The organism is Streptomyces sp. NBC_00273 (genome assembly GCF_036178145.1).
Classification (GTDB): domain Bacteria; phylum Actinomycetota; class Actinomycetes; order Streptomycetales; family Streptomycetaceae; genus Streptomyces.
In genome coordinates, this window is the sequence record NZ_CP108067.1 from 138,312 (window position 1) to 161,566 (window position 23,255).

A 23,255-nucleotide genomic window follows, 5' to 3' on the forward strand; every position below is an offset into this window, starting at 1 on the left:
GGAATGCGCGTCCACCGCGGAGCGGATCATTCCAAATGCTTGGCCGAAAGCGGACCATAACGGTCAATCGGCCTTATTCCACAGGGCCCCGTTACATCGAAAGGTACACAGGGGGGTACACCGTGCGATCGCCCACCGCACAACCTTCAGGACCTCCCATTGCTGGTGATCCTTGAAGAAGGTTAGCGTTCCGGGCACACCCCCCAGCAGAAGGACACCCGGAATGGAATTCAAAATTCTTGGCCCTCTCGAGGTCTCGCACAACGGGCATCTATGCACGCCACGCGCCCCCAAGGTCAAGCAGGTCCTCGCTCTTCTGCTGTTACGGGCGAACCAGGTGGTGAGTCTGGATTCGTTCATCGAGGAACTCTGGGGAGAAAAGTCTCCCCAGACCGCTGTCACCACCACCCAAACCTACATCTACCATCTGCGCAAGGCCCTGATCCGTGCGAACGACAAGAATCAGACGGAGGAGAAAATCCGGACTGCCGCACCCGGCTATATCCTGCGGGCGGAAGAGGAGAATCTCGACATCAAAAGATTCGATTCCTTCATCGCTCGTGCTCAGTCGTCCATGGCGGTCGGAGAGTTCGGACGCGCTTCCCAATACGCCAGCCAGGCACTCGCCCTGTGGCGCGGGGCCCCCCTCGCCGGAGTGGATTGCGGAAACATACTGCGCGGCTACACGGTCAACCTTGAGGAGCGGCACATCGCCGCGCTGGAACTCCGGGTACGGGCCGAGATGGAGCTCGGCAACTACCGCGAGATGATCGCCGATCTCCGCTCCCTGGTGACCGTCCACCCGCTCAACGAGTGGTTGCACGCCCAGCTGATCATCGCGCTGAACAAGTCGGGACGGCGCAGCGAGGCCCTGCACGCCTATCAGACGGTGCGGGACCTGTTGCGTCGCGAACTCGGGCTGGAGCCTTCGCTCGAGCTGTGGCGGCTTCACCAGGAGATCCTCGCAGCAAGCTCACGGTCCCACCCTGCGCACGGTCCGGTCCCCTCTTCGCACGGTCTGGTCCCCTCAGCGCCCCGGCGCAGCCCGGCGCATCGAGCGTCCGTACCCGCCCTCTGAGCGAGGGAGAACCGGCGGGCAGCAGGAAGCAGCGCAACGCCGCGAGGGGAAGGCGGCTGCAGCATGCGACCCCCGAGATGAGCGTGTGGATCGGTCTTCGAGTCAGCCTCGATCCCGCCATCGCATTCTCTGATCCAGCCCGTCAATTTGACCGCTGGAAGGCGTGGCCTGGGAATAGTCAGCGGAGGGAGTTATGGTGACTGGAATACCCGAGGGGCGCCGCGTCGTCATCACGGGAATCGGCGTGGTGGCCCCTGGTGGAATCGGCAGGAAGCAGTACTGGGAACTGCTCACGTCAGGACGTACGGCGACCCGCACCATCTCGTTGTTTGACGCGTCGCCCTTCCGTTCCCGGGTGGCGGCAGAGTGTGATTTCGACCCGCTCAGTGCAGGCCTCAGCCGTCGGCAGATCCGACAGTGGGACCGCACCACGCAATTCGCGGTCGTGGCCGGCAAAGAGGCGTTGGAGGACAGCGGAATCCTGGGCCAGTCAAATCCGCACCGGACCGGCGTGATGATGGGGACGGCTTGTGGCAGCACCATGAGCCTCGACAGCGAGTACGCCCTCGTCAGCGATGAGGGCAAGTCGTGGCTGGTGGACGAGTTCCACGGCTCGCCCTATCTGTACGACTACTTCGTGCCGTCCTCCATGGCCGCGGAGCTCGCCTGGATCACTGATGCGCAGGGCCCGGTGGGCGTGGTGTCCACCGGTTGCACCTCCGGCATCGACGTTCTGGGGCACGCGGCGGACCTGATCCGCGAAGGCCACGCCGACGTGATCACTGCGGGCGCGTCCGATGCGGCGATCTCGCCCATCACCGTGGCCTGTTTCGACGCCATCAAGGCGACCTCCGCGCGCAACGACAGCCCGGAGACCGCTTCCCGGCCGTTCGACCGCACGCGTAACGGCTTCGTGCTCGGTGAGGGCTGCGCGGTGTTCGTCCTGGAGGAGCTGGAGCACGCGCGGCGACGTGACGCCCATGTGTACGCCGAGCTCTCCGGCCATGCCTCCCGGTGCAACGCGTACTCCATGACCGGGCTGAGCGACGAGGGTCTGGAGATGTCGGACGCCATCACCGCCGCCATGGACATGTCCCGCTTCAACCCCGGCGACATCGACTACGTGAACGCCCACGGGTCGTCCACCAAGCAGAACGACCGGCACGAGACCAGCGCGCTCAAGCGCAGTCTGGGACATCACGCCTACCGCACGCCGGTCAGCTCCATCAAGTCGATGATCGGGCACTCCCTGGGCGCGATCGGCGCCCTGGAGACGGCGGCCTGTGCGCTGGCCGTCGAGCACTCGGTGATCCCGCCGACGGCCAACCTGCACGAGCCGGACCCGGAATGCGACCTCGACTACGTGCCGCTGGTGGCCCGTGAGCGCACAGTCGACACGGTGCTCAGCGTGGCCAGCGGCTTCGGCGGCTTCCAGAGCGCGCTGGTGTTGAACAAGCCGGAGCGGAGGATGGCGTGAGCAGCGCCACCGGCACGACGGTACGGTCCGTGATCACCGGGATCGGCGTCGTCGCCCCTACGGGGCTCAACACCTGCGACTACTGGTCGGCCGTGCTGCGCGGTGAGAGCGGCATCCGCCGGATCACCCGCTTCGACCCGTCCGGCTACTCAGCTGAACTCGCCGGTGAGATACCGCAGTACGAGCCCTCCGCGCACCTGCCCAGTCGGCTGCTGCCGCAGACCGACCGGATGACGCGACTCGCGCTCATCGCGGCGGAGGAAGCCCTCACGGATGCGGACGCAGCGCCCAGGGACATGCCCCCCTTCGCGTGCGGGGTGGTCACCGCGGCCTCGGCGGGGGGCTTCGAGTTCGGGCAGACGGAACTCCAGGCGCTGTGGGGCAAGGGCGGCAAGTACGTGAGCGCCTATCAGTCGTTCGCCTGGTTCTACCCGGTCAACAGCGGCCAGATCTCCATCCGGCACGGGCTGCGCGGCCCCGGCAGCGCCATCGTGTCCGAGCAGGCCGGCGGTCTTGACGCCATCGCCAAGGCCCGGCGCCATGTCCGCTCCGGCACCCCGCTCATGGTCACCGGCGGGGTCGACGGCTCGCTGTCGCCCTGGAGTTGGCTGTGCATCATCCGCTCCGGGCGCCTGAGCCTCTCCCGCGACCCGCGCAGCGCCTACGTCCCCTTCGACCGGCGGGCGCAGGGTTCGGTCGTCGGCGAGGGCGGTGCCCTGCTGATCCTGGAGGACGCCGCACAGGCAAGGGAGCGCGGCGCGGCGCACCGCTACGGCGAGGTGGCGGGCTACGCCTCGACCTTCGACCCGCGCCCCGGGTCCGGCCGTGAACCGGGTCTGCGTCGGGCGATCGAACTGGCCCTGTCGGATGCGTCGATGGCGCCCGACGACATCGACGTGGTGTTCGCCGACGCGTGCGGCGTCCCCGAGCTCGACCGGATCGAGGCCGAGGCCCTGGCCGCGGTCTTCGGCCCGCGCGGGGTGGCGGTTACCGCTCCCAAGACCATGACGGGCCGGCTGCTTGCGGGCGGTGGGTCCCTCGACGTCGCCACTGCCCTGCTCGCCATCCGCGACAAGGTCATCCCCCCCACCGTCCACGTCGATGCCCCCGCTCATGGGGAGCTGCTCGACCTGGTCCGTGACGTCCCGCGCGAGGGAAAGCTCTCCAACGCGCTGGTTGTCGCCCGCGGCCTGGGCGGTTTCAACTCCGCCCTGGTCGTACGCCGGGCCACCTGAGACCGGCTCCGCCTGGCCTCGGGACTACTCGAGGGCCACCTGCCACGGGCTCCCTGACAAGAGCCGCTTTCCTACCCCCCTTGAAAGGAACTGATTGACATGGCCGCGTTCGAAATCCAGGAACTGGTGCGGTTGCTGAGGGAGTGCGCCGGTGAGGAGGAGTCCGTCGATCTGGAGGGCGACATCCTCGACACCACCTTCGAGGACCTCGGCTACGACTCGCTCGCGCTCTTCAACACGGTGAGCCGGATCGAGCGGGACCACTGCGTCGAGCTGCCCGACGAGGTCGTCACAGAGGCCAGGACGCCGGGCGAGCTCCTCGGTCTGATCAACGCCCAACTCGCCCAGCGGGTGTAGGCGTCCACCTCAGTCGAATCGCTGTCGCAGGCACCGGCACCAGCACCGGCACCAGCACCAGCACCAGCACCAGCACCGAGCAGGCGCCGGTGCCTGCGGCCGGCACTTCACCCGAAGGAGAGATATCGCGATGTGTGGCATTGCAGGATGGGTCGACTTCGAGCGGGACCTCTCCCGGGAAGAGGCCACCGCGACGGCGATGACACGGACCATGTCGTGCCGGGGCCCGGACGCGGAAGGGCTGTGGATCCGAGAGCACGTGGCGCTGGGCCACCGCCGGCTGGCCGTGATCGACCTCGAAGGCGGCGTACAGCCCATGACTGCCGAGGACGGCGACAACCACACACTCGCATCGCTCACCTTCTGCGGTGAAATCTACAACTACCGTGAACTGCGCGCTGAGTTGACGGCCCTGGGGCATACCTTCCGCACTTCCAGCGACACCGAAGTGGTGCTGCGCGGCTACCTCCAATGGGGCGCGGACCTCGCCGTACACCTCAACGGCATGTTCGCCCTCGCCGTCTGGGACCCCCGCACCGAGGAACTGCTGCTGCTGCGCGACCGCATGGGCGTCAAACCGCTCTTCTACCTGCCCACTGAACACGGTGTGCTCTTCGGCTCGGAACCCAAGGCCATCCTGGCTCATCCGCTCGCGCCGCGCCGCGTCGGCGCCGAGGGCCTGTGCGAGCTCCTCGACATGGTCAAGACCCCCGGCGTCGGCGTGTTCAGCGCGATGCACGAGGTCCGCCCGGGGCACCTGGTCCGCATCAACCGGCAGGGGCTTGCCACCCGCGCCTACTGGAAGTTGGAAGCCCAGGAGCACACCGACGACCTGGACACCACGATCGGCACGGTCCGCGGCCTGCTCGAGGACATCGTCGCCCGGCAGATGGTCTCCGACGTCCCGCTGTGCCTGCTGCTCTCCGGCGGCCTCGACTCCTCGACGGTCACCGCGCTCGCCGCCCGCTTCTCGGCGGCGCAGGGCCTCGATACCGTGCGCTCGTTCTCCGTCGACTTCGCGCAGGCCGCCGACCGTTTCCTGCCGGACGCCGTACGCGGCATGCGCGACGCACCGTTCGTCCAGGACGTGGTACGCCACGTCGGCTCAAACCACACCGAAGTGGTCCTCAACAGCGGCGACCTCACTGATCCCGTGCTGCGCGGCGCCGTGCTGCGCGCCGTCGATGCTCCCCCGGCGTTCTGGGGCGACATGTGGCCCTCCCTCTATCTCCTGTTCCGGGCCGTCAAAGAGCACTCCACCGTCGCGCTCTCCGGGGAGGCCGCCGACGAACTCTTCGGCGGCTACCGCTGGTTCCGCAACCCCCACGCGGTACGCGCCGACACCTTCCCCTGGCTGACCTCGGGCTCGACCCGCTACTTCGGCGGACTCGGCCTTCTGGACAAGGGATTCCTCGACAAGCTCGACCTTCCCGGCTACCGCCAAGACCGCTACCACGAGGCCCTCGCCGAGGTGCCGGTACTACCCGGCGAAAGCGCCGACGAGCGTGTGATGCGCAAGGTCAGCTATCTCAACCTGACCCGGTTCGTCCAGACGCTGCTGGACCGCAAGGACCGGATGAGCATGGCCGTCGGCCTCGAGGTTCGAGTGCCGTTCTGCGACCACCGCCTGGTCGAGTACGTCTTCAACACCCCCTGGGCCATGAAGTCGTTCGACGGCCGCGAGAAAAGCCTGCTACGGGCCGCCGCGTCCGACCTGCTGCCCGCCTCCGTCACCGAGCGGATCAAAAGCCCCTACCCCGCAACCCAGGACCCCCTCTACGAGCAGGCACTGCGCGCAGAGCTCGCCGACATCGCCGCCGACGCCAACTCCCCCGTCCTGCCACTGCTCGACCGGGCCCAGGTACGCAAGATCGTGGACCGTCCGCTGGGCGACGTCAGCCAGCCCTACGACCGGGGCGGCCTGGAGATGGCCCTGTGGCTCAACGCCTGGCTGACCGAGTACGACGTCAGCCTCGATGTGTGAGGTGCGGCAATGAGCGAAATACCCACCGACTTCTGCATCGTCGGCGCCGGCCCCGCCGGCCTGACGCTCGCCCTGCTCCTCCTCCGCTCCGGAGCCCGGGTCACCGTCCTGGAACGCTCCCGATCCCTGGAACGCGAGTACCGCGGCGAAATCCTCCAGCCCGGCGGCCAGTCACTCCTACACGACCTAGGAGTCCTAGACGGCGCCCGGGCCCGGGGCTGCTACGAGCACGACCGGTTCCTACTGGAGGAAAACGACCGGATCCTGATCAACGGCGACTACCGCAAACTACCCGGCCCCTTCAACTGCCTCCTCAGCATCCCCCAGCAGCACATCCTCCAGGAACTACTCGAACAGTGCCGCACCCACACGAAGTTCAAGTACCTCGAAGCAACCAAATGCTCCACCCTGATCACGGACAGCGCAGGGCAGGTACGCGGTGCGATAGGCCGCGGCCCCGCCGGAGACCAGGTGGTGCACGCACACTGCGTCATCGGGGCGGACGGCCGCTACTCCAAGGTGCGACGGCTGGCTGGCGTGGAATACGACCGGATGGAAGCCTTCGACCAAGACGTGCTCTGGTTCAAGCTCCCCACCGACAGCAACCTGCCCCACGACGTACGCATCTTCCGGGCGGGCGGCAACCCCGCCCTGGCCTACGCCTCCTACCCCGGGAACATCCAAATCGGCTGGACACTCCCCCACAAGAGCTACCAACAACAAGCAGCTCTAGGACTCGACCACATCAAGGCCCAACTGTGCAATGCCCTACCCGAACAAGCGGACCGCATCCAGGCCGAGATCACCAGTTTCAAAGACCTCTCACTGCTCGACGTGTTCTCCGGCACGGCCCGCGAATGGGCCAAGCCCGGTCTACTACTGATCGGGGACAGCGCACACACACACGGGCCGATCGGCGCCCAAGGCATCAACGTAGCCATTCAGGACGCCGTCGCCGCCCACCCCGTACTACTGGCCTCACTACGGGCCGGCAACGCCAGCACCGACTTCCTGAACCGGTTCGCCACCCCCCGCCGACACGACATACACCGCATGATGAAAATCCAGGCAATGCAGGGCAAGACGATGCTGTCCACCGGCACGATCTCCTCGATGATCCGCCCCCGAATGGCCAAGCTGGTCTCCCACACACGCCTCTACCACACCGTGCTAAACCAACTCGCCTTCGGCAACCAAACAATCCGCATCCGCCACGAACTATTTGAGCCCGGCCAACAAACACCCCAGTAACAACACCTGGACGACACACCACCAGGCCCCAGCCGCCGTCGGGGCGGCCCGGACCCGACGCAAACACCACTACGCAGTACAGCCGAACAGGTACCGACCCGTTCACTAGGCGCTACTCCGGACGCGAAAAGAGCAGTGCGCGGGCCAGTTCACGCTCCACCGCACTGAACGGCACATCAGGGCACAACCACTCCGGATGCCCGCCGGACGGCCCACACGGCATGCTCCGCAACACCTTGACCTTCCCCCGCCAGCGAGGACTCACCGAGCAAGCGGCCACTTCCGCGGTCGACCAGGCATGCAGGATGCTCCGGTTGCCCACCATCCGGTCCCAGTTCCCCGAGCTCGCCGCGACAGCCGAACGCGAGCAGATGTCCTACCTCGGCTTCCTCGCCGAACTCCTCCTCGCCGAGTGCGACGACCGGGCCCGTCGACGCTCCGAACGCCGCATCAAGGCCGCCGGTTTCCCCCGCGACAAGTCCCTCCGAAAGTTCGACTTCGATGCCAACCCCAACATCGACGCAGCCATGATCCACACCCTCGCCAAGTGCGAATGGATCAAGAAGAGCCTGCCGCTCTGCCTGATCGGCGACTCCGGAACCGGCAAGTCCCACCTGCTGATCGCCCTCGGCACCGAAGCCGCAATGGCCGGCTTCCGAGTTAAGTACGTGCTGGCGACGAAGCTGGTCAACGAGCTCGTCGAGGCTGCCGACGAGAAGCAGCTGACCAAGACAATCGCCCGCTACGGCCGCGTCGATCTTTTGTGCATCGACGAGCTCGGCTACATGGAACTCGACCGCCGCGGCGCCGAACTCCTCTTCCAGGTTCTGACCGAACGGGAGGAAAAGAACAGCGTGGCGATCGCCTCGAACGAGTCGTTCTCTGGCTGGACCAAGACCTTCACGGACCCTCGGCTCTGCGCGGCCATCGTCGACCGCCTCACCTTCGGCGGCAACATCATCGAGACCGGCACTGACTCCTACCGCCTCGCCACCACCCGCGCCCGCGCCGAACAACAAGCCGCAGCTGTGTGATCGCAGTTTCCGAGAGCATGCCAAGTCGGGGGTCTCTATCGGTCAGCGCTCTCGGATTCGCCACCACCACCAACGACCCGCCGTCCACTCGCTCATCCGGCCAGGGTTCGGCAGGGTGCGGCGCTCGAACTCGGCATCTATTCGCTGCACCAGTCGGCCCAGGTCATGCCGGGCCCCGCGAGGCAGGCGACGCATCGCTTCTTCCAAGGTGTCACGCGCATCTTCGACCTCCAGGCCGGGCTCCCACACCTGAGAAGCGTTCAAGTAGCGACCAGGCTGCTTGAACGCCCACTCAAACCGGGACAGTGCCTCGGCGACGGCATCCCGCTCCATCCGCTCGTCTTCCAGGCGCCGAACGGCAGCACGAGTAAGGGCGGAGACACCAGAGATCCGTGGCACCGGAACATATCTACGTGGCCGCCATCGCTCAGCGCGGACAGCCTTCGGACGCCTACGCGGCATCGGCCTTTCGGATCAACATGCCGTCATCCTGCCACGGGCTGGGCTACCTCCGCACGTGATCATCGAGAGCCTGCACCACTTCCGGTGCTCTTACTTCTCACCGACATTCATGCACTCTCGGGACGCCGAGTGATGCTGGAACCCACTGACAACTGCTCTCGCTTGAGACCTACGCAGCCAGCCACCAGACAGCGCAACACCACATACCAGCAACCCCGAAACACTCGACCACACCAACCGAAAGCATCCATCCCCAACTCCTCCGCCAGCTACCGACCGTGTCATCACACACCGCGCCAACCAACGTTCGGAGACAGATAGACGATCATCCGCACGTCGTTAGAGGGAGGAGCCCACATGCACGAGACATGCACCTCGAAAAACGAGCGGGTCAACGGCCCGGAACCATACGGACACCCGCCCCTCATCCCCGGCGAAGACGAGGAAGACACGGAGCCCGAGCCACACATCTGGCGCGGCATCGACTGACTGACACTCCCCCACACCGGCCGGAACCAGGCACCCACCGCGCCCCCAGCCCTACAGCAACGGCAAACCCACCGGCAGCTACAACCCAGACCACCACCCCAAGTCGCCTACCTCGGCGACGCCCTGGTCCGCTGCAGCACCGTGCGCCCGCCCACCGGCGACAACGGCGCGACCGCCACAGTCATCGCCCGCGTCCTGCCTGAGTACCGCCGCCGCGGCCTCGGCACCCGCCTCTACCAGCGTGCCCTGGGCCAGGCCCGCGCGCTGGACGCCCAGGTCATCGAGACCGTGGTCCTGGCTTCCAACCCGGACGGACTGCGCTTCGCCAAGCAGCACGGCTTCACCGAAGTCGAACGCTACCTGCTGCGCGAAGACAACACCGTGCCCTGGATCGACCTGCGCCTGACCTGACCCGCAGGACCGGAGCGCGGCGCTGGACGCTGCCGACCGGGGCGTTGCCGGCGCCGTGTGACGGCAGCCGGGCCTGCCCGCGGTCGACAGCGTCACGGGGGCCGGGAGCAGCCCGTCCGAGGGCGGCTCCACAGCAGTCGCCATTGCATCCTGTGTCCGCGTGGGACCGGGCGTTGCCGCGCGGGGCGACGGATGAGCCCCACCCGGACAGAGTGCTTCCTCGGCCGGTCGGGGCGACGCTCCGCAGATGTTCGATGCCTCCGCACCCGTCCGTGTTCCCCGCCCGCAGGGCGTCCGCCCTCACCCCGGCCCGGCCGGCCACGCATCCGCCGGCTGACGGCCCTGGGGCACGGCGGGCGCCGGTCAGCCCGTCGGCGCATCGACGTCCTCACACGCACTGTTGGCGGCCGTCTCGGGCGCAGTGGCGATCGCCTCCTGCCAGTGCTGCCGCTCCCCCGCCAGGCCCCGCGCGGCCGGTTCGGCGTACCAGGCCCACGCCTCGGTGCCCGCGGCACCGGCCGTCGATCCGGACTGGACCGCGATCACGTACCGGCGGCCGGGCTCCAGCACCGCGTAGCGGTCCGGGTCCTCGGTGGCGTACCGGCCCGGGCTCCCGCCGTTCTTCACCCCCTGCGTCACGTCCAGGACGTCGCCGAACTCGCCCTTGAGAGCCTGCAGGGTCTTCACCCGGGTCGTAAGGTAGGCGCTGCCACCGTCCTCCCGGTAGCGGGTGTTCTCGACCGCCTCCACCACGGCCACGGCCTGGGACCGGGCCGCGACGACGTCGTCACGGCCCAGGTCCGGGCCGCACACCTCGTGCGTGGTGCTCCCGGCGTCCGGGGCGATGGTGAACCAGGCGGCGCCCGCCGCGGCGACGGCCGCGACGAGGCAGCCGCCGACCCACACCTTCACGCTCATGATCATCCCCACAGCTTCTTCAGGCTGGCCTTGTCGACGTCCGTCGGGGCATCGGGGTACTGGGCGACGTCCGGCCACATCACCGAGGAGACCGCGCTCTTCCCGCTGCCCGACTTGTGGCACAGCCCGAGCGCGTGCCCGAGCTCGTGCGCCGCGACCATCCGGCGCGTGGCCGGGTCATAGGTGTCCATGCGCGCCTTGTTGAAGCGGATCAGATCCGTCGCCGCCAGCCCGGGACGTCGCGACCACACCCCGGCCGCAGAGCTCCGCGGGTCGGAGAAGTCCTCGTAGTCCAGGTCGTTGACGGTCGTCGCCGCATCCGGCGCAATCCTGATCCTCGCCCCCGGATACGACCACGCCCTGTTGGCGTGGGAGTACTCGGCCTTGTACTTCGTGCTCGCGGTCCACCGGATCTCACCGTCATCGACCGAGCTGTCCTCACGCGTCTCGGTGGCGTCACTCCCCGACCTCGCGATGCACGGCGCCGCCACCGCAGCATGCGCCGGGGCCGGCGCGAGAAGCAGCACCGCGGCGCAAACCGCCGGGCCGAGCAAGAAGTTGCGCATCCCATCAACGGTAGGACAGCCCCCGCCGAGGACGATCGTTTCAGCACCGCCACCGGCCACCCGAACATGCCTGCGCAGGGGCCCCTCGTGGGTGTCGGCTCCGCCGGAGCGCAGGCGGGGCCGCCTGGTGCGGCGGACTGCGGGTACGGGTGCCGGTGCGGTCAGTCGAAGATGCCGGTGACCACCAGGACGCCGGGGACCACCGTGAGGGACGGGCGGACCTCGGGCACCAGTGGCGGCCAGGCCGTACGCTCGGGCTTCTCGTTGATCAGGACGGGATCGTCGCCGATCTGGACGCCCAGGCCCGCGGCGGGCGCGCCGACGTGCCAGCCCCAGTGCTGGTAGAGGGATCCGGGATCCTCAGGCGGCCACGCCGGCGATCAGCTGCCTGCGGAGAGGTCCCCGTCAAGGAGCCGTGCCGTGAGTTCCATGCACCGCGTCCGGGCCGGAGAGAATCCGTAGGGCATCTTGGTTACCGCTTCGAAGGCACTCATCTGGGCGTCGTCCTCGCCGTTCGCCTCGGAGTCGTAGATCTCGAAGAGCTTCTCCTCGGCCACGTCCAGTCCGGTCGCTTCAATGGCCTGGAGCAGGGCCTTGTGGTGGGCGCAGTGTTGCGCGGCGAGTTCCTCGACCTGCGGGTCGTGGGCATCGACGGTGTCGTCGAGGGCGGCGTCGACCGCGTCAAGGCCGTCTGCCTCGGCCCGTAGGCCGGGATGGGTCGCCAGGGTGATGAACATGCTGGCCTGGATTGCGGCTCCCAGCGGCCCGAGGCTGGTGTTCAGCCGGTAGAGAGCAAGTGGATGCCTCTGATCTGGACCATCGCCACGTCGACCTCGGAGAGCTCTTCCCAGCCGTACTCGATCGACAGCCTCGAACGGTGCGCCACAAGCTCCAGCGGAGGCGCGAGGCAGGCGACTTCACGGAACAGGCCTGCGACGTACCACCACACACTCGTCTGCCACGCAGGGTTCGGGTTCGAGCACCCCGAGACGGGCGCCTCTAGCCAGGCGTCTTCCGGGTGTCGGCTTCGAGCTGGCGGGGCATGGCACCCCACCCGAAGTTCCTGGAGGTCGTAGAGGGGTGCGCGGGGAGACGCCCAGCAGCATGGCGATCGAGGTGATCGAGCGCCCCGAGTCGGACCCCTTGGGGCATCACCAAGACCCGCCAACGCGAGACGAGTCGTCTCGTATTGACATTCCCCGACTCTCGGGCCATGCTGATGCAGCAATAGCGAGACGGTTCGTCTCGCCACAAGTCGAAGGAGCGGCGCGGTGCAACAACGGATCATCCGTATCGACGACGAAGTGCAGCTATGGGCGCAGGAGCTCGGCGATCCGCGCAACCCCGCACTGCTGCTGGTCATGGGTGCCGGGGCCTCCGGCCTTGGATGGCCCGACGAACTGGTCGCGGCCCTCACCAAGGAATACCGCGTCGTCCGCTACGACCACCGCGACACCGGACGCTCAACCTATTCCTTCGACGACCACCCCTACAGCGTGCTCGATCTCGCCGCGGACGTGGTCGCCGTCCTCGACGCCTACGAGATCCAGCGCGCCCACGTGGTGGGCATGTCCATGGGCGGCATGCTGACCCAGCTGCTGATGGCCAATCACCCCGAGCGAGTGATCAGCGCGACCCTGATCGGAACCTGTGCCCTCAGCGGCCGCCCGCTGACCAACCCGGACGGCAGCAGCACCCCCGCTGATCAGCTTCCCGGCATCGACCCAAAGGTCCTCGATCTCTGGGCACGCCCCGTGGAGGATCACGGGCTGGAAGCGGAACTCGATCGCAGGGTCGAGCACTGGCGGCTGCTCAACGGCAACCAATCCACCTTTGACGCCGAGGAGTTCCGGGCACTGGAACGCCGCATCATTGATCACGCCGGTCGGTACGACTCCCCCATGACCCACGGCCGTGCCGACCACTCGGGCATGGACCGCACCGCCGAGCTGGGCCGCAACCAGGTGCCCACTCTCGTCATCTCCGCCGGCGCCGAACCGGTGTTCCCTCCGGCCCATGCCCGCCACATGAGCCAAGTGATCGGCAACTCGCGGATCGTCGAAGTCCCGGCGATGGGCCACGCCCTCCCCCTGGCCGTACTGCCCCGACTGGCCGACGCGATCCTCACACACACCGCCCAAGCGGACGACACACCGTGATCGACCCAATCGACCGGCCCAGAACGCCTGATCGGTCTTGTTCACGAGCCGCGATCGTGAACAAGACCGCCCGCCCCACACCAGAGCTCAACCGAGCGCCGGGTCGCCCGGGCCGCCGCGGCGACCTCGACGTCCTCGGCCGCCCGGTGGAAGGTGCCGTACTTGTCGATGACGGCGGCCGCGTATCCGGGGGGGGTGGAGCAGGCCGGGAACGACGTGGGAGCAGTACACGCGGAAGGCGCGGGTCCGCTCGACCAGGTGTCTCCTCCCCGGCCGCGATGTTCACCACCGCCCCGGCGTGGCTGTAGCAGGAGCACTCCAACACGATCCGGACCCGGCGCACGGACACCCCCCGCGCCGTGGTACGGCGCACCAGACCGGTCCAGAACACCCAGTACCCCGAGTCCGAATCCGTGTTCCGCCGGCCGGTGGCCAGCCAGCCGGCAAACCCCGATGACTCCCGAGCAGACCACCACCAAGCCCCGCCCGCAGGTCGCCACCTGGGCAGCCGGCAAGACCGGCCCCTGCGCCCGGTGGTCGGTTGACTGCACCAACTCGGTCATCGGGTCAGGGTCCGGCACCTTCGACCGTGCTATAGAACCACAGGTCGTCCAGTCGTAACCCTCTGGAACGATCAGTAAGAGAGCAGTGCCATCAGAGGTCTGGCCTGAGACCCAGATCCGGATGATGGGCCTCGACGGCCCGCCGGAGCCGCTCGCGGAGGTGGGGATGGGCCAGTACGCCGCGGGCGAGGGCGAGGACCGTGTCGCTCGGGAGGGCTGAGCCGTCTCTGCCGAGCATGTCGGCGAGCAGCCGGGTCACCGGTTCCCGGGCGGGTGAGTCGTCGGGCAGGAGCGCCACGGCGTGATCCACCCTGAGGTACAGCGCTGCCAGCTCATCGCCCGCAAGTCCGGCGCTGCCGCCGATCAGCAGCCGCAGCACATCGTGGGCTAGTGAGGTTGCCTGCTGTCCCTCACCGAGGGAGGTGAAGACGGTCACGGCCGGCCCCAGCCACTCCATGACCGGATCCATCGCATGCCGTACCACCAAGTCGTTCGTGCCTCCGGACACATCCATCTTGTGCCACACCGCCTCCCAGTAGGGCCGGGACCACTGCACGATGTCGCGCCGGGGGAGGCGGTACAGCCAGTACATGTCTAACGGGGGCGGCGGGGACAGCTCCCCCGTGCGCAGACGGATCTCCAGTCGTCGGCCGCCCTCCGCACGGCTACGGTGAACCGAGACCGACAGTGCGAAGTCCGCCCACTGCTGCTCGTCGAACGACGACCGCCAGAGCAGGGCATGCCGGTGCCAGGCATCGCCCGGATCCGATGAGTCCGGGAATAGCCTGTCCGCGGTGATGCCCTCCGACAGCAGCAGTAACACGACCAGGACGAGGTTGGCACCGTAGACGCCGTGTCGTGCCGACGTGCGGCTCTCTGCGGGCCGGTACGCAGGGTGGGGGTGGTCCGTCCGTGTTGCGTGCTGCTGGAAGACACGTACGAGCAGCTGACCCAGCCGCTCGCGTTCGCCGTCCGGCAACCGACGCACCATCGATTCCCCGAACCGCAAGATCTGCCGTGAGGAGAGCGGGGCGTACGACAGCAGCGCGTAGGCCAGGTCGTCGTTGACGCGGCTCGTGCCGAGCGACAGGGCCGGCCGGTCCGTGAGCAGGCCGGTCAGGACGTGCAGCGCCAGCCGTACGACCAGGTACTCGCCGAACGTGGCGTGCAGGAATTCGTACGTGGACAGTACGCGGCCGTCACGGACGGACTGGGCGCGCTGGACGAAGAAGAACCGACCCAGCGCCACCTCGGCCGCACCCAGGGGGGCACGGAATCCGAAGGTGCCGGTAGAACGGCGGCCTAGGAGCGCCGTGAGGTCCTCGTCGAGCTCCGCCGCCGACACCCACTGCCGACGCCGGTTGAGCTGGGCGAACGCGATCAGGGAAAGGCGCTGGAGCTCCTGCTCGACGCGCTCCGCCAGTCCGTCCTCCGGCGTGGCCCCGAAACCGGTCTTGTCCACCTCCCGGCGGGCGAACGAGGTGAGCAGTGCCTCGTACAGCTCGGCCTCGTCGAGCGGGGCGTCCCCTTCGTGGCCATCGCGTCCCTCGCGCCTGTCGCGTCGTAGGCCGTTGTCCGTGGCGTCGTACAGCGCCATCATCAGCAGCAATAGCGGCTGCGCGGCCAGCGACTCGTGCCGGGCGATGGCATCCCAGGGCAGCGGTTGCAGCCCCCGGGCCGCGAGGCTGCTCGCGTTGGCCTCGTTCCACAGCTCCAGCCAACGGCGGATCTGGGCGGGACGGAACGGTTCCAGGCGGAGGGCGACGACTCCCTCCGGGTACCGGGTGCGATCGGCGACGGCCGTACGGCTGGTGACCAGCGCTCGCACCGGGCGGCCCTGCTCCGCTTCGCGCTGCTGGAAACGGGCGACGCGTACGAGGAAGTCGCTGTGGTGGACGCCGGTGGTCTGCAGCAGCTCGTCGAAACCGTCCAGGAGCAGCACCGGGACCACACCGCCGGCCGAGCGGACCAGCTCCGGCCAGGACACCCGCTCCCCTGTGGCCGCCCGTACCGCCTGCTCGAGTTGCTCCTGCAGGTCGTCCTCGGCGCGTACGTCGCGCAGCGGCACCCGAACGGGAAGGAATCCGGCAGACGGCAGCCGGGCAGCGAGGACCCGGGTCAGGACGGACTTGCCGGCGCCGGGCTGGCCCAGCACGAGCAGCGGGGAGCCGACTCCGGCGGGGGAGGTGAGGGCACCTGCAAGGTAGCCCGTCAGGTCGCGGCGTACGGGCATCTCCTCCCACCAAGCCTCGCTCGACGGGGCGTCGGTGCCGGCCACTGCACGCACTCGGAAGTCCGGATCCAGGTACATGTCCTGGAGGGCGGGCACACTGATGCCGTCGGGCGCGGTCGAGGCGTCCAGCACGGGCCGGGTGAGCGCGGCCTCATGGGCGAGGGCGAGGGCGGCCGCGACGTCTGTCGGAGGGCGCATCGCCCGGGCTACTTCGGACAGCAGCTCCTCCACGCCGACCAGCGCGAGCCGTACCCGGTCTCGGGTGGCCTGGTGCTCAACCTGTGCCACCCAGAATCCGAACTCGGGTGCCTGCTGGGCCAGCTGCGCGTAGAGGCCCTCATATTGCTGGACCGCCCTGCGGGGTAGCTCGGTGGCCAGCACCCGCCGTGCCGAGGTCCGGTCGAAATCCGTCAGGTCGCCCCAGACCCGCAGCCCTTCGACGAAGCCGAGGAACCTCTCCGACAGCCCTCCGTACCAGAGCCGCATCTCCGCCGTCACGTCCTCGAACGGGCGGTGGGGTGCGGGGTGGGGCGCGTCGACCGCAGCGAGCGACTGCGCGAACGCCGCACCGCCCGGCGGATCCGGGGCGCCCGCGAGGGCGAGCTGTTCGCTGCGGGTCAGTTCCAGGTCATCGACGCCGAACGGCAGGTCCGACTCACCAAGCGCTTGGAACCATGCAACGACGACGATCACGGTATGGGCGGCCTGCAACAGTTCCGTGCGCTCGGAGCGCCCTTCTGACCGGCCCAGGCGCCGCCCCAGATTCCGTACTGCGTCGCGGCCCAGGCCGACGATGCGGCCCCGGGCGTCGGCGATTCGTAGCACCCCGTCCCCGATACCGCCCGTCGCGGCGTTCAGCGCTCCGCCCAAAGCCCGGTCCAGTGCGGCGACGGCGGGCGGATCGCCGCCGAGCAGCACCAATGCGTCCGAGAACGACAGCAGTCTGCGCACGCTCATCCTGCCCCCATGAAGACCCATCCGTCGCTGACACGCCCGCGCTGATCTCCCCACCTACGTGCAGGGGCGCTACCGCGTGGACCCTGCCCGGACACTCTCGCATGGGGGAGTCCGGGGGACCTGCGGTTCGGGACAAGACACCCACCACGGGGCTCGCGTTCGTGCCGGCTGGCACGCTGGGGAGGCGCTGGCTCCGAGGGGTGGAATCTGCGCCGGCCCCGGAGCCCGGTGGACGAGCCACTCTGCGACTCACCCCCTCGATGTCCTCCAGGGGCGGCATCTACAACGCGGGCAGGTGATCACCATGCACGAGGACCAAGCCGTGTGTGGCACGGCATTCATTGTCAAGGCTCAGCACCCTGCTGCTACACCCAGCTCATGAGACGAGCCGCACTTCCTGGTGCCGTGGTGCAGAGAAGGGTGCTGTGGGCGGTGGATGTCGGCTGGGAACAGGCGACCGAGGCGGAGACGACCGCTATAGCCGGCTGGCTGCGTACGGCGCCGAATCCGCAGCGGCGCCGCTCGCGGCCGGACTCGATGCCCGCGGGTGTGGCCATCCAAAGTCGGGCAAGTCCACGCTGCTGGATGGGTACGCGCCGAGGACGATCGCGCACGCGTTTACCGTGGTGCACGGCTTCTACGCCTTCCACCAGCACTACGGCCGGGGGCCGGCGGTCAACCCGGTGCCCAGAAGCCGGGACCGTCGGGCCCGGCTGCGGCCGAAGGTGCGCGAGCGCCAGCCCCGGGCGATTCCGGATCGGCTGTGGGACGAGCTGTTCGCGCAGATAAGATGCGATCGGGACCGTGCCCTGCCGGCCTGCTACGTCGGCTCCGGCGCCCGCGCCAGCGAACTGCTCGGGGTGCGCCTGGAGGACGTGGACTGGTCGGCCGGGCGCCTGTGGGTGATCACCAAGGGCACGGGTCAGCAGGGCTGTTGATACGCCCTTCGGGTGATGCGGTTGTGATGGGTGTGTCGCGGACGGTGCAGAAACGTTGATGCCTGCGTGGAGCCACGTGAACAATGGGAACGCAACGCGCTGCTGGCCGAGGCGTTCTGCAGCAGGGACGATCGGGTGCGTGAGGCGCAGGCAGTGATGGACGAGGCGCTGGCGAGCCGGACCAGGGCACTGGCCGCGTTGGCCGTGACGGTCGGCAGCGACGCCGCCGTGGCCGACCTGATGGGGTTGAACGAACGCGAGGTACGAGTCGCACGCCGCACGGTTGGCAAGGACGACGCCCGTACCGTCGCCGACCAGCTGCTCAACCCTCCTGCTTCGCCGGTCAGCCCTCCGGCTGAAACGTCTCCCCAGCCGTCCCCAGCTGAAACGTCTCCCCAGCCGCCCCCACCCGTCAGCCCTCCCGCTGAAACGTCTCCCCAGCCTCCCCCACCCGTCCCGGATTCCGGATGGGCGCCGTACACGGAAGCAGTGCGCGCGCATATGCCCCAACCGCGCCCGGAAGCGGTGGCGCCGGCCCATAGGCCTGTGATGGAGAGCGGTACTCCTGCTGCCGGGGTGACCTGGACGACCGGGATGGACTCCGTATTGCAGTGGAGCTGGCAGTCCGGCCTTGATCTTCAGACCGTGGCGGAAGAACTCGGCCTGAACCCCAAGGACCTGCTCCTGCGGGCACAGATGCTTGCCACCGAAGGACGACTCCAGCCGAAGGCCCCGGCGTACGACGTGAGCCAGCCCGGCCGCCACCGTCGGCACGACTCCATGCAGTACAGCTTCATCCCCGACAGCCCGGAGACCCTGTACACCTCGTACAGATCGGCAAGCCCCTACATCTGAACCGCCACCGCATCGCCGCCTCGGAAGGACCTGCCTCTTCGGCTCGCGCACCGCTTGTCTCGACCGCCCCGGCGCGACCGGCTCCGGACTATCGGACACCGCCACCGGGCACCCTCAGCTCACTTCGGCGACAATCCTGTTCCTCACCGCCCAGCCGAGGTGCACTCGGCTGGGCGCACCCAAAGACGTCGCAAAGCACCGCCAGCACCGGCAGCGACCGCCATGAGGGTTCAGGTGACGAGCACAGCTGCAGGCGCCTCGCGGACCTTGACGGCTTGGTGCAGAGAAGTGGATCTCCCTGCGCACGGTACGGCGCTCCGGCGTCACCGCTCTGCGTTCCCTGTAGGCAGGCCCGGCAAGAGCTGCTGGCCCGCCCCTGACCGTGTCCGATGCCTCTCCGTCGGCCCCGATCACTCTGGTCCTCCCCGACGGGCAAGCCATCGAGCGGGTACCGCTCTACGAACGCCAGCAGCTCGACACCGGACTGTGGATGTACCGCATAGGCGTTCCCCTGTGGTAGACGGCCGCCGGCGGCGGGGTCGAGCCGGCCGAGTACAGCACGTGGGTCACCGCCGCACAGCTGCGCCTGCTCCCCGGAACCGACCTCGGCCGTATCCCCGCCCACCCCCGCACCCACACCTCGACGCCGACCCGATGGGCGTGGCTGCTCGACGGCCGCACCCACGGCCGGCCCTCCACCGTCCACGCCGAAGGCTGCTCCGGCGCCACCGACCGCGCACCCGCTGGGCACCATGCAGGCACTCGACGCGCTCGCGCGGCCCGGCACCATCGCCTGCACCGTGTGCGACGCCGCCGAGGCGCTGCTGCCGATCCTCACCCACGGCCAGAACGAGGGACCGGCCTCCGGAGACTGATCAAGTCAGACGGTCGGGGAAGCGGTGTAGTCGTGGCGTTGGTAGCCGCGTCCGTCGCCGTGCCAGTCCAGGAACAGAACCGAGTCACCGACGCCGCGCCGGCCCGGCCGCTGACAGTCTCGGGCCGGTAGGTATCGGACCGCGACCCGCCAGACGTGCTGTCCTCCAGCCGCGCCTCCAGGCCCGGGAGATCCCGCTCGACCACCACGGGGTCGGTGCCCTGCCAGAGCATCTACCGGGCGCTGATGGTTGCCGACCAGCCGCTGCGGCTGAGATGGCAGGTGCCGTCCGGGTCGATGCGCACCGCCGCGCCCGCTACGGGCAGGTCGCCGTCGATGACGAGCCAGGTGCGGATGCGGTCCAGTTCGTCCCAGAGCCGGCGCGGGCCGCCCTGGTGAACGGTGGGGACCTTGCGGGCCCCGGGGGCCGTGGCGCGGGCCCAGGAGCCGTCCGGGTGCAGCATGTAGGCGGTACGGGTGCCGTCCGCGGCCGTCTCCATGCGGTGCTCGATGCCGGGGACCGTGAGTTCGAGGGTGGAGCGCACGTCCCAGGTGCGGCTGACCCGGATCACGGGGTAGCGGCCGGTGGTGACGGACTCGCCGTCGGCCTTCCGTGCGGTGGCCCACAGGTCGGCGTTGTCGGGCGTGGGGGGGTAGTCGTCGCCGTGGCGGGTGCTCATGAAGGCGGCGGGCTCGGGGGCGACCTTGCCGGTGGCGCCGCCGTCGGTGGTCTTGTCCGCGACGATGAGCAGTCCGGTGCCGGACAGGGCGGTCACCATGCGGCCGCTGGGGGCGAGCGCGGTGAGCCAGGAGGCGGGGACGGCCGGGACCGAGACGGTGGAGACGATGCGGTCGTAGACGCCGGGCAGCTCGCCGGTTACGTCGCAGACCTCTAGCTGCGGCCGGTGCCCGGCCGTGGTCAGGCGGTCCCGCGCCGCCTGGATCAGGTACGGGTCGACGTCCACGCTCGTGACCCGCGCCTCGCCGAGGCGTCGGCACGCCAGCGCGGTCGAGTAGCCGCTGCCGCAGGTCACCATGAGGCGGGAGGTGTCGGTGAGGAAGGCGTGCTGGTACATCTTCACGACCAGCGCGGGCAGCGTGGCCGACGAGGTCGGCCACGCCTCCGGGACCACGGCTGCGTGGTCAGCGTGGTCGGCGTGGTGGGGGCCGACGCGGGTAATCACGCTGAGGCTCTTGTCGTAGGCGCTGCTCATCCACACGGCGGGGTCGTCGGCCCCGTCGTGGAGCTTGTAGACCCATGTGCCGTCCTGCTCGGCCGGCGTCCACCAGCGGGGCACGAACAGGTGCCGGGGCACGGTGGCCAGGGGCCCGTGCCAGCGGGACTCGGGTCGTACGGTCGCGTTGGCCATCCGTGCGGCATGGGTGTCCCAGCCCGCCGGTGTCCTCTCCATCAGCAGGGCCCCTTTCAGAGGAGCGTGGGCACGGCGGCCGCGGGCGCGCCGAGCGTCGCGGGTGCGTAGCCCATCGGGTCGCAGGGGTCGTTCTTGCCGGGGTCGCAGGAATCGGAGTTGGAGGGCTGGCAGTCCGGGTGGCAGGCCGTCGGGTCCGTCCGCCGCGGGATGCTCGCGCTCGCCTCGGCCCACCGCGGGCTGGACAGAACCGAATCCAGGCCGGCGTTCAGGACGTTGCCCGCGGTCAGGAAGCGCCCGATCTCGCAGACCGCCACATCCCCGCCCGGCAGGACCGTGGCCCGTTGGTCCCCGCACCGCCCGCACAGCTCGGCGGTGGACGGCAGCGCGGTACCCGCCGCGTTGCCGACGGCCCGCACCGTTCCGACGTGCACGTCGCGGACGCCGAAGGCCTCCAGCTCCGCGCGGGCCCGCTCGGCCCGCTCCTGGTCGCCGGCGTGAAGGACAGCGACCTTCAACGCGATGCCGCGCTTGACCGCCTCGACGATGTTGGCGCGCGTCGCCTGGTGCGAGCCTGGGCGGCCGGTGACCTCGTCGTGCTCGGCCGCGACGCTGCTGTGGTACGTCGTCGCCAGCCGGACCCTGGGGTGCTCCAGCAGCCGCCAGTGCTCGTCGCGGATACGGAAGAGGTTGCTGTAGACCCGGACCCGCAGGCCGGAATCGACCGCGTGCCGGGCGATCGAGGCGAAGCCGGGGTGGAGCGTCGGCTCGCCGCCGATCATCTGGACCTCCTCGACGCCAAGAGCGACGGCCTGGTCGATGGTCCGGAACCAGTCGCCGTCGCTCATGCTGGCGTGGCTGCGCGTCGGCCCCGAGCCGGCGTAGCACAGCGACGGGCAGGAGAGCTGGCAGCGACCGGTGATCTCCAGCGACAGAAACCGCAGCCTGGTAGGGGCCTCACGGGTGCTCGTCATGCTGCGATCGTAGGCCGCGGGCCGTCAACCCGTCCTGCAATGTGGCTACTTCGACCGACAGGCGCCCTTCCCCACGCCCAGACCAGATACCGGCTCATCGTGCGGTGCCGGGAGACGCGGCCGCCTCCGGCCCCCGCCACGTCAGCCCGTTCACCAACCGCGACCACGATCCGCGGAGGTCAGCCGGCGGCCGTCCGGGCGGCGTCGACCTCGCCCGTGGGGCGGGGCAACTGGCGACTGTGGAGCCCTCGCGATCACGGCCCTTCCAGATCGAGTACACAACGGTTCAGACGTCCTCGACCGCGGTCGTCACTCGGGTGGTTCTACGAACGAGGCGATAGGACACCGCGGGCGGGGCGTGCACCCGGCACCACTCAAGTCGTTCCAAAGCCTCGTCCCGCTCATCACAGGCCCCTGAAACCGAACGCCACTGCCCGTCTAAACCAGACTCGACCGACCAGACAACCTGGCAGTCCGTCTCGGTCTCTCCCCCGTCACCTCCAACCATGCAGCAAGGCTATCCCCGCTCGACCGGGCCCAGTTCGAGAAATACTCGCCAACGAGCGGCTCGCGTGACGCGATGTTCTACCGATCCTCCGAGCACGTACGGGGCGCGAGCAGAGGCCGGAGTCCGGGTGGGCGGATGGGTGGATGGGCTGGATGCTGCCGACCGGGGCGGTGTCGGCGCGGGGCTGGGACCGGCTGGGCGAGGAGCAGCGGAGCCGGCTCGCCACGCTCGGCGTGAAGCCCCAGAAGGCCTCACAGGCCCGCAAAGCGGCGGCGAAGACGACGACGGCGTCCCGGCCGCGCGCGGGCGGGGAAGCCTTTCAGAAGGGCCTTCAGGCCCTCCAGCAGTACGTGGCGCGTACGGGGTCCGTGGCGGTCCCCAGGGGCCACGTCGAGACCATGGACGTCGGCGGCCAGGAGCACGCCGTGAGGCTCGGAGTCTGGCTGAGCAACACCAAGAGCAGGCCCGACAAGCTCGACCCAGCGCGGCTCGCCGCCCTCGCCGAACTCGGCATCCACTGGGCCCGGCGAGGTGGCGCTGTTGCGTGAATCCGGTACTGATC

Annotated in this window: 23 protein-coding genes; 15 read left to right on the forward strand and 8 right to left on the reverse strand. The window is 69.0% G+C overall.

The features are described 5' to 3' along the window. Positions 1-223: 223 nt before the first annotated feature. From OG386_RS00560 to OG386_RS00585, 6 genes are all read left to right on the forward strand, one after another. Entirely contained in the window at positions 224-1,078 is an 855-nt protein-coding gene (locus OG386_RS00560; protein ID WP_328786220.1) for an AfsR/SARP family transcriptional regulator, read from the forward strand. Between the two features lie 193 nt (positions 1,079-1,271). Beyond that, positions 1,272-2,555 (forward strand): beta-ketoacyl-[acyl-carrier-protein] synthase family protein, encoded by a 1,284-nt coding sequence (locus OG386_RS00565; RefSeq protein ID WP_328786221.1) that lies wholly within the window; start codon positions 1,272-1,274, stop codon positions 2,553-2,555. Then, entirely contained in the window at positions 2,552-3,790 is a 1,239-nt protein-coding gene (locus tag OG386_RS00570) for a ketosynthase chain-length factor (RefSeq protein ID WP_328786222.1), read from the forward strand. Before OG386_RS00565 ends, OG386_RS00570 begins: the two co-directional genes overlap by 4 nt. Positions 3,791-3,889: 99 nt before the next feature. Beyond that, a complete protein-coding gene (locus tag OG386_RS00575) occupies positions 3,890-4,147 on the forward strand; it encodes an acyl carrier protein (protein ID WP_328786223.1) in 258 nt (85 codons plus the stop codon). A 130-nt stretch (positions 4,148-4,277) separates the two neighbouring features. Then, the gene (gene asnB, locus OG386_RS00580; RefSeq protein WP_328786224.1) at positions 4,278-6,131 is read left to right on the forward strand and encodes an asparagine synthase (glutamine-hydrolyzing); all 1,854 of its coding nucleotides are present in this window, start codon (positions 4,278-4,280) and stop codon (positions 6,129-6,131) included. 9 nt (positions 6,132-6,140) lie between these two features. Beyond that, positions 6,141-7,382, forward strand: a complete 1,242-nt coding sequence (locus OG386_RS00585) for an FAD-dependent monooxygenase (protein ID WP_328786225.1) — start codon at positions 6,141-6,143, stop codon at positions 7,380-7,382. A gap of 112 nt (positions 7,383-7,494) precedes the next feature. Here OG386_RS00585 and OG386_RS46740 read toward each other — a convergent pair whose 3' ends face one another. Next, on the reverse strand, positions 7,495-7,707 hold the full coding sequence (locus OG386_RS46740; protein ID WP_443053039.1) for a DUF6059 family protein: 213 nt from the start codon (positions 7,705-7,707) through the stop codon (positions 7,495-7,497). Here OG386_RS46740 and istB point away from each other — a divergent pair. From istB to OG386_RS00600, 3 genes are all read left to right on the forward strand, one after another. Further along, on the forward strand, positions 7,619-8,416 hold the full coding sequence (gene istB / locus OG386_RS00590; RefSeq protein ID WP_328786226.1) for an IS21-like element helper ATPase IstB: 798 nt from the start codon (positions 7,619-7,621) through the stop codon (positions 8,414-8,416). The two genes, OG386_RS46740 and istB, sit on opposite strands and share 89 nt — an antisense overlap. 819 nt (positions 8,417-9,235) lie before the next feature. Continuing rightward, on the forward strand, positions 9,236-9,367 hold the full coding sequence (locus tag OG386_RS00595; RefSeq protein WP_328786227.1) for a hypothetical protein: 132 nt from the start codon (positions 9,236-9,238) through the stop codon (positions 9,365-9,367). Beyond that, positions 9,368-9,778 (forward strand): GNAT family N-acetyltransferase, encoded by a 411-nt coding sequence (locus tag OG386_RS00600; RefSeq protein WP_328793114.1) that lies wholly within the window; start codon positions 9,368-9,370, stop codon positions 9,776-9,778. It begins immediately after the preceding gene. Positions 9,779-10,141: 363 nt separating this feature from the next. On the opposite strand, the gene OG386_RS00605 is transcribed toward OG386_RS00600, so the two are convergent. The 3 genes from OG386_RS00605 to OG386_RS00615 all read right to left on the reverse strand — a co-directional run bounded on the left by OG386_RS00605 (position 10,142) and on the right by OG386_RS00615 (position 11,999). Next, positions 10,142-10,702 carry a hypothetical protein gene (locus tag OG386_RS00605; RefSeq protein WP_328786228.1) on the reverse strand — a complete coding sequence of 187 codons (561 nt, stop codon included), beginning with the start codon at positions 10,700-10,702 and terminating at the stop codon, positions 10,142-10,144. Next, positions 10,699-11,262 carry a matrixin family metalloprotease gene (locus OG386_RS00610; protein ID WP_328786229.1) on the reverse strand — a complete coding sequence of 188 codons (564 nt, stop codon included), beginning with the start codon at positions 11,260-11,262 and terminating at the stop codon, positions 10,699-10,701. The genes OG386_RS00605 and OG386_RS00610 overlap by 4 nt, the downstream gene beginning before the upstream one ends. A gap of 380 nt (positions 11,263-11,642) precedes the next feature. Then, positions 11,643-11,999, reverse strand: a complete 357-nt coding sequence (locus OG386_RS00615) for a hypothetical protein (protein WP_328786230.1) — start codon at positions 11,997-11,999, stop codon at positions 11,643-11,645. Between the two features lie 534 nt (positions 12,000-12,533). Here OG386_RS00615 and OG386_RS00620 point away from each other — a divergent pair. Next, positions 12,534-13,421, forward strand: a complete 888-nt coding sequence (locus tag OG386_RS00620; RefSeq protein ID WP_328786231.1) for an alpha/beta fold hydrolase — start codon at positions 12,534-12,536, stop codon at positions 13,419-13,421. On the opposite strand, the gene OG386_RS00625 is transcribed toward OG386_RS00620, so the two are convergent. Continuing rightward, positions 13,387-13,929, reverse strand: a complete 543-nt coding sequence (locus OG386_RS00625; protein ID WP_328793115.1) for a DUF6879 family protein — start codon at positions 13,927-13,929, stop codon at positions 13,387-13,389. The genes OG386_RS00620 and OG386_RS00625 overlap by 35 nt on opposite strands. Before the next feature lie 146 nt (positions 13,930-14,075). After that, entirely contained in the window at positions 14,076-17,174 is a 3,099-nt protein-coding gene (locus OG386_RS00630) for an NACHT N-terminal helical domain 7-containing protein (protein WP_328786232.1), read from the reverse strand. 623 nt (positions 17,175-17,797) lie between these two features. Between OG386_RS00630 and OG386_RS00635 the strand changes: the two genes are divergently transcribed. From OG386_RS00635 to OG386_RS00650, 4 genes are all read left to right on the forward strand, one after another. After that, complete coding sequence (locus OG386_RS00635; protein ID WP_328786233.1) at positions 17,798-18,112, forward strand: hypothetical protein; 315 nt, start codon at positions 17,798-17,800, stop codon at positions 18,110-18,112. Positions 18,113-18,706: 594 nt separating this feature from the next. Next, positions 18,707-18,967 carry a hypothetical protein gene (locus tag OG386_RS00640; RefSeq protein ID WP_328786234.1) on the forward strand — a complete coding sequence of 87 codons (261 nt, stop codon included), beginning with the start codon at positions 18,707-18,709 and terminating at the stop codon, positions 18,965-18,967. 382 nt (positions 18,968-19,349) lie between these two features. Further along, positions 19,350-19,487, forward strand: coding sequence for a hypothetical protein (locus OG386_RS00645; protein ID WP_328786235.1), 138 nt, complete (start codon positions 19,350-19,352; stop codon positions 19,485-19,487). Positions 19,488-19,719: 232 nt separating this feature from the next. Then, the gene (locus OG386_RS00650; protein ID WP_328786236.1) at positions 19,720-19,842 is read left to right on the forward strand and encodes a hypothetical protein; all 123 of its coding nucleotides are present in this window, start codon (positions 19,720-19,722) and stop codon (positions 19,840-19,842) included. A 232-nt stretch (positions 19,843-20,074) separates the two neighbouring features. Here the strand turns inward: OG386_RS00650 and OG386_RS00655 are convergent, their stop codons facing one another. Beyond that, a complete protein-coding gene (locus tag OG386_RS00655; RefSeq protein WP_328786237.1) occupies positions 20,075-21,253 on the reverse strand; it encodes a methyltransferase domain-containing protein in 1,179 nt (392 codons plus the stop codon). Positions 21,254-21,267: 14 nt separating this feature from the next. Next, entirely contained in the window at positions 21,268-22,185 is a 918-nt protein-coding gene (locus OG386_RS00660) for a radical SAM protein (protein WP_328786238.1), read from the reverse strand. Positions 22,186-22,836: 651 nt separating this feature from the next. On the opposite strand from OG386_RS00660, the gene OG386_RS00665 reads away from it, so the two are divergent. Then, complete coding sequence (locus OG386_RS00665; RefSeq protein WP_328786239.1) at positions 22,837-23,241, forward strand: helicase associated domain-containing protein; 405 nt, start codon at positions 22,837-22,839, stop codon at positions 23,239-23,241. The last annotated feature ends 14 nt before the right edge of the window (positions 23,242-23,255 follow it).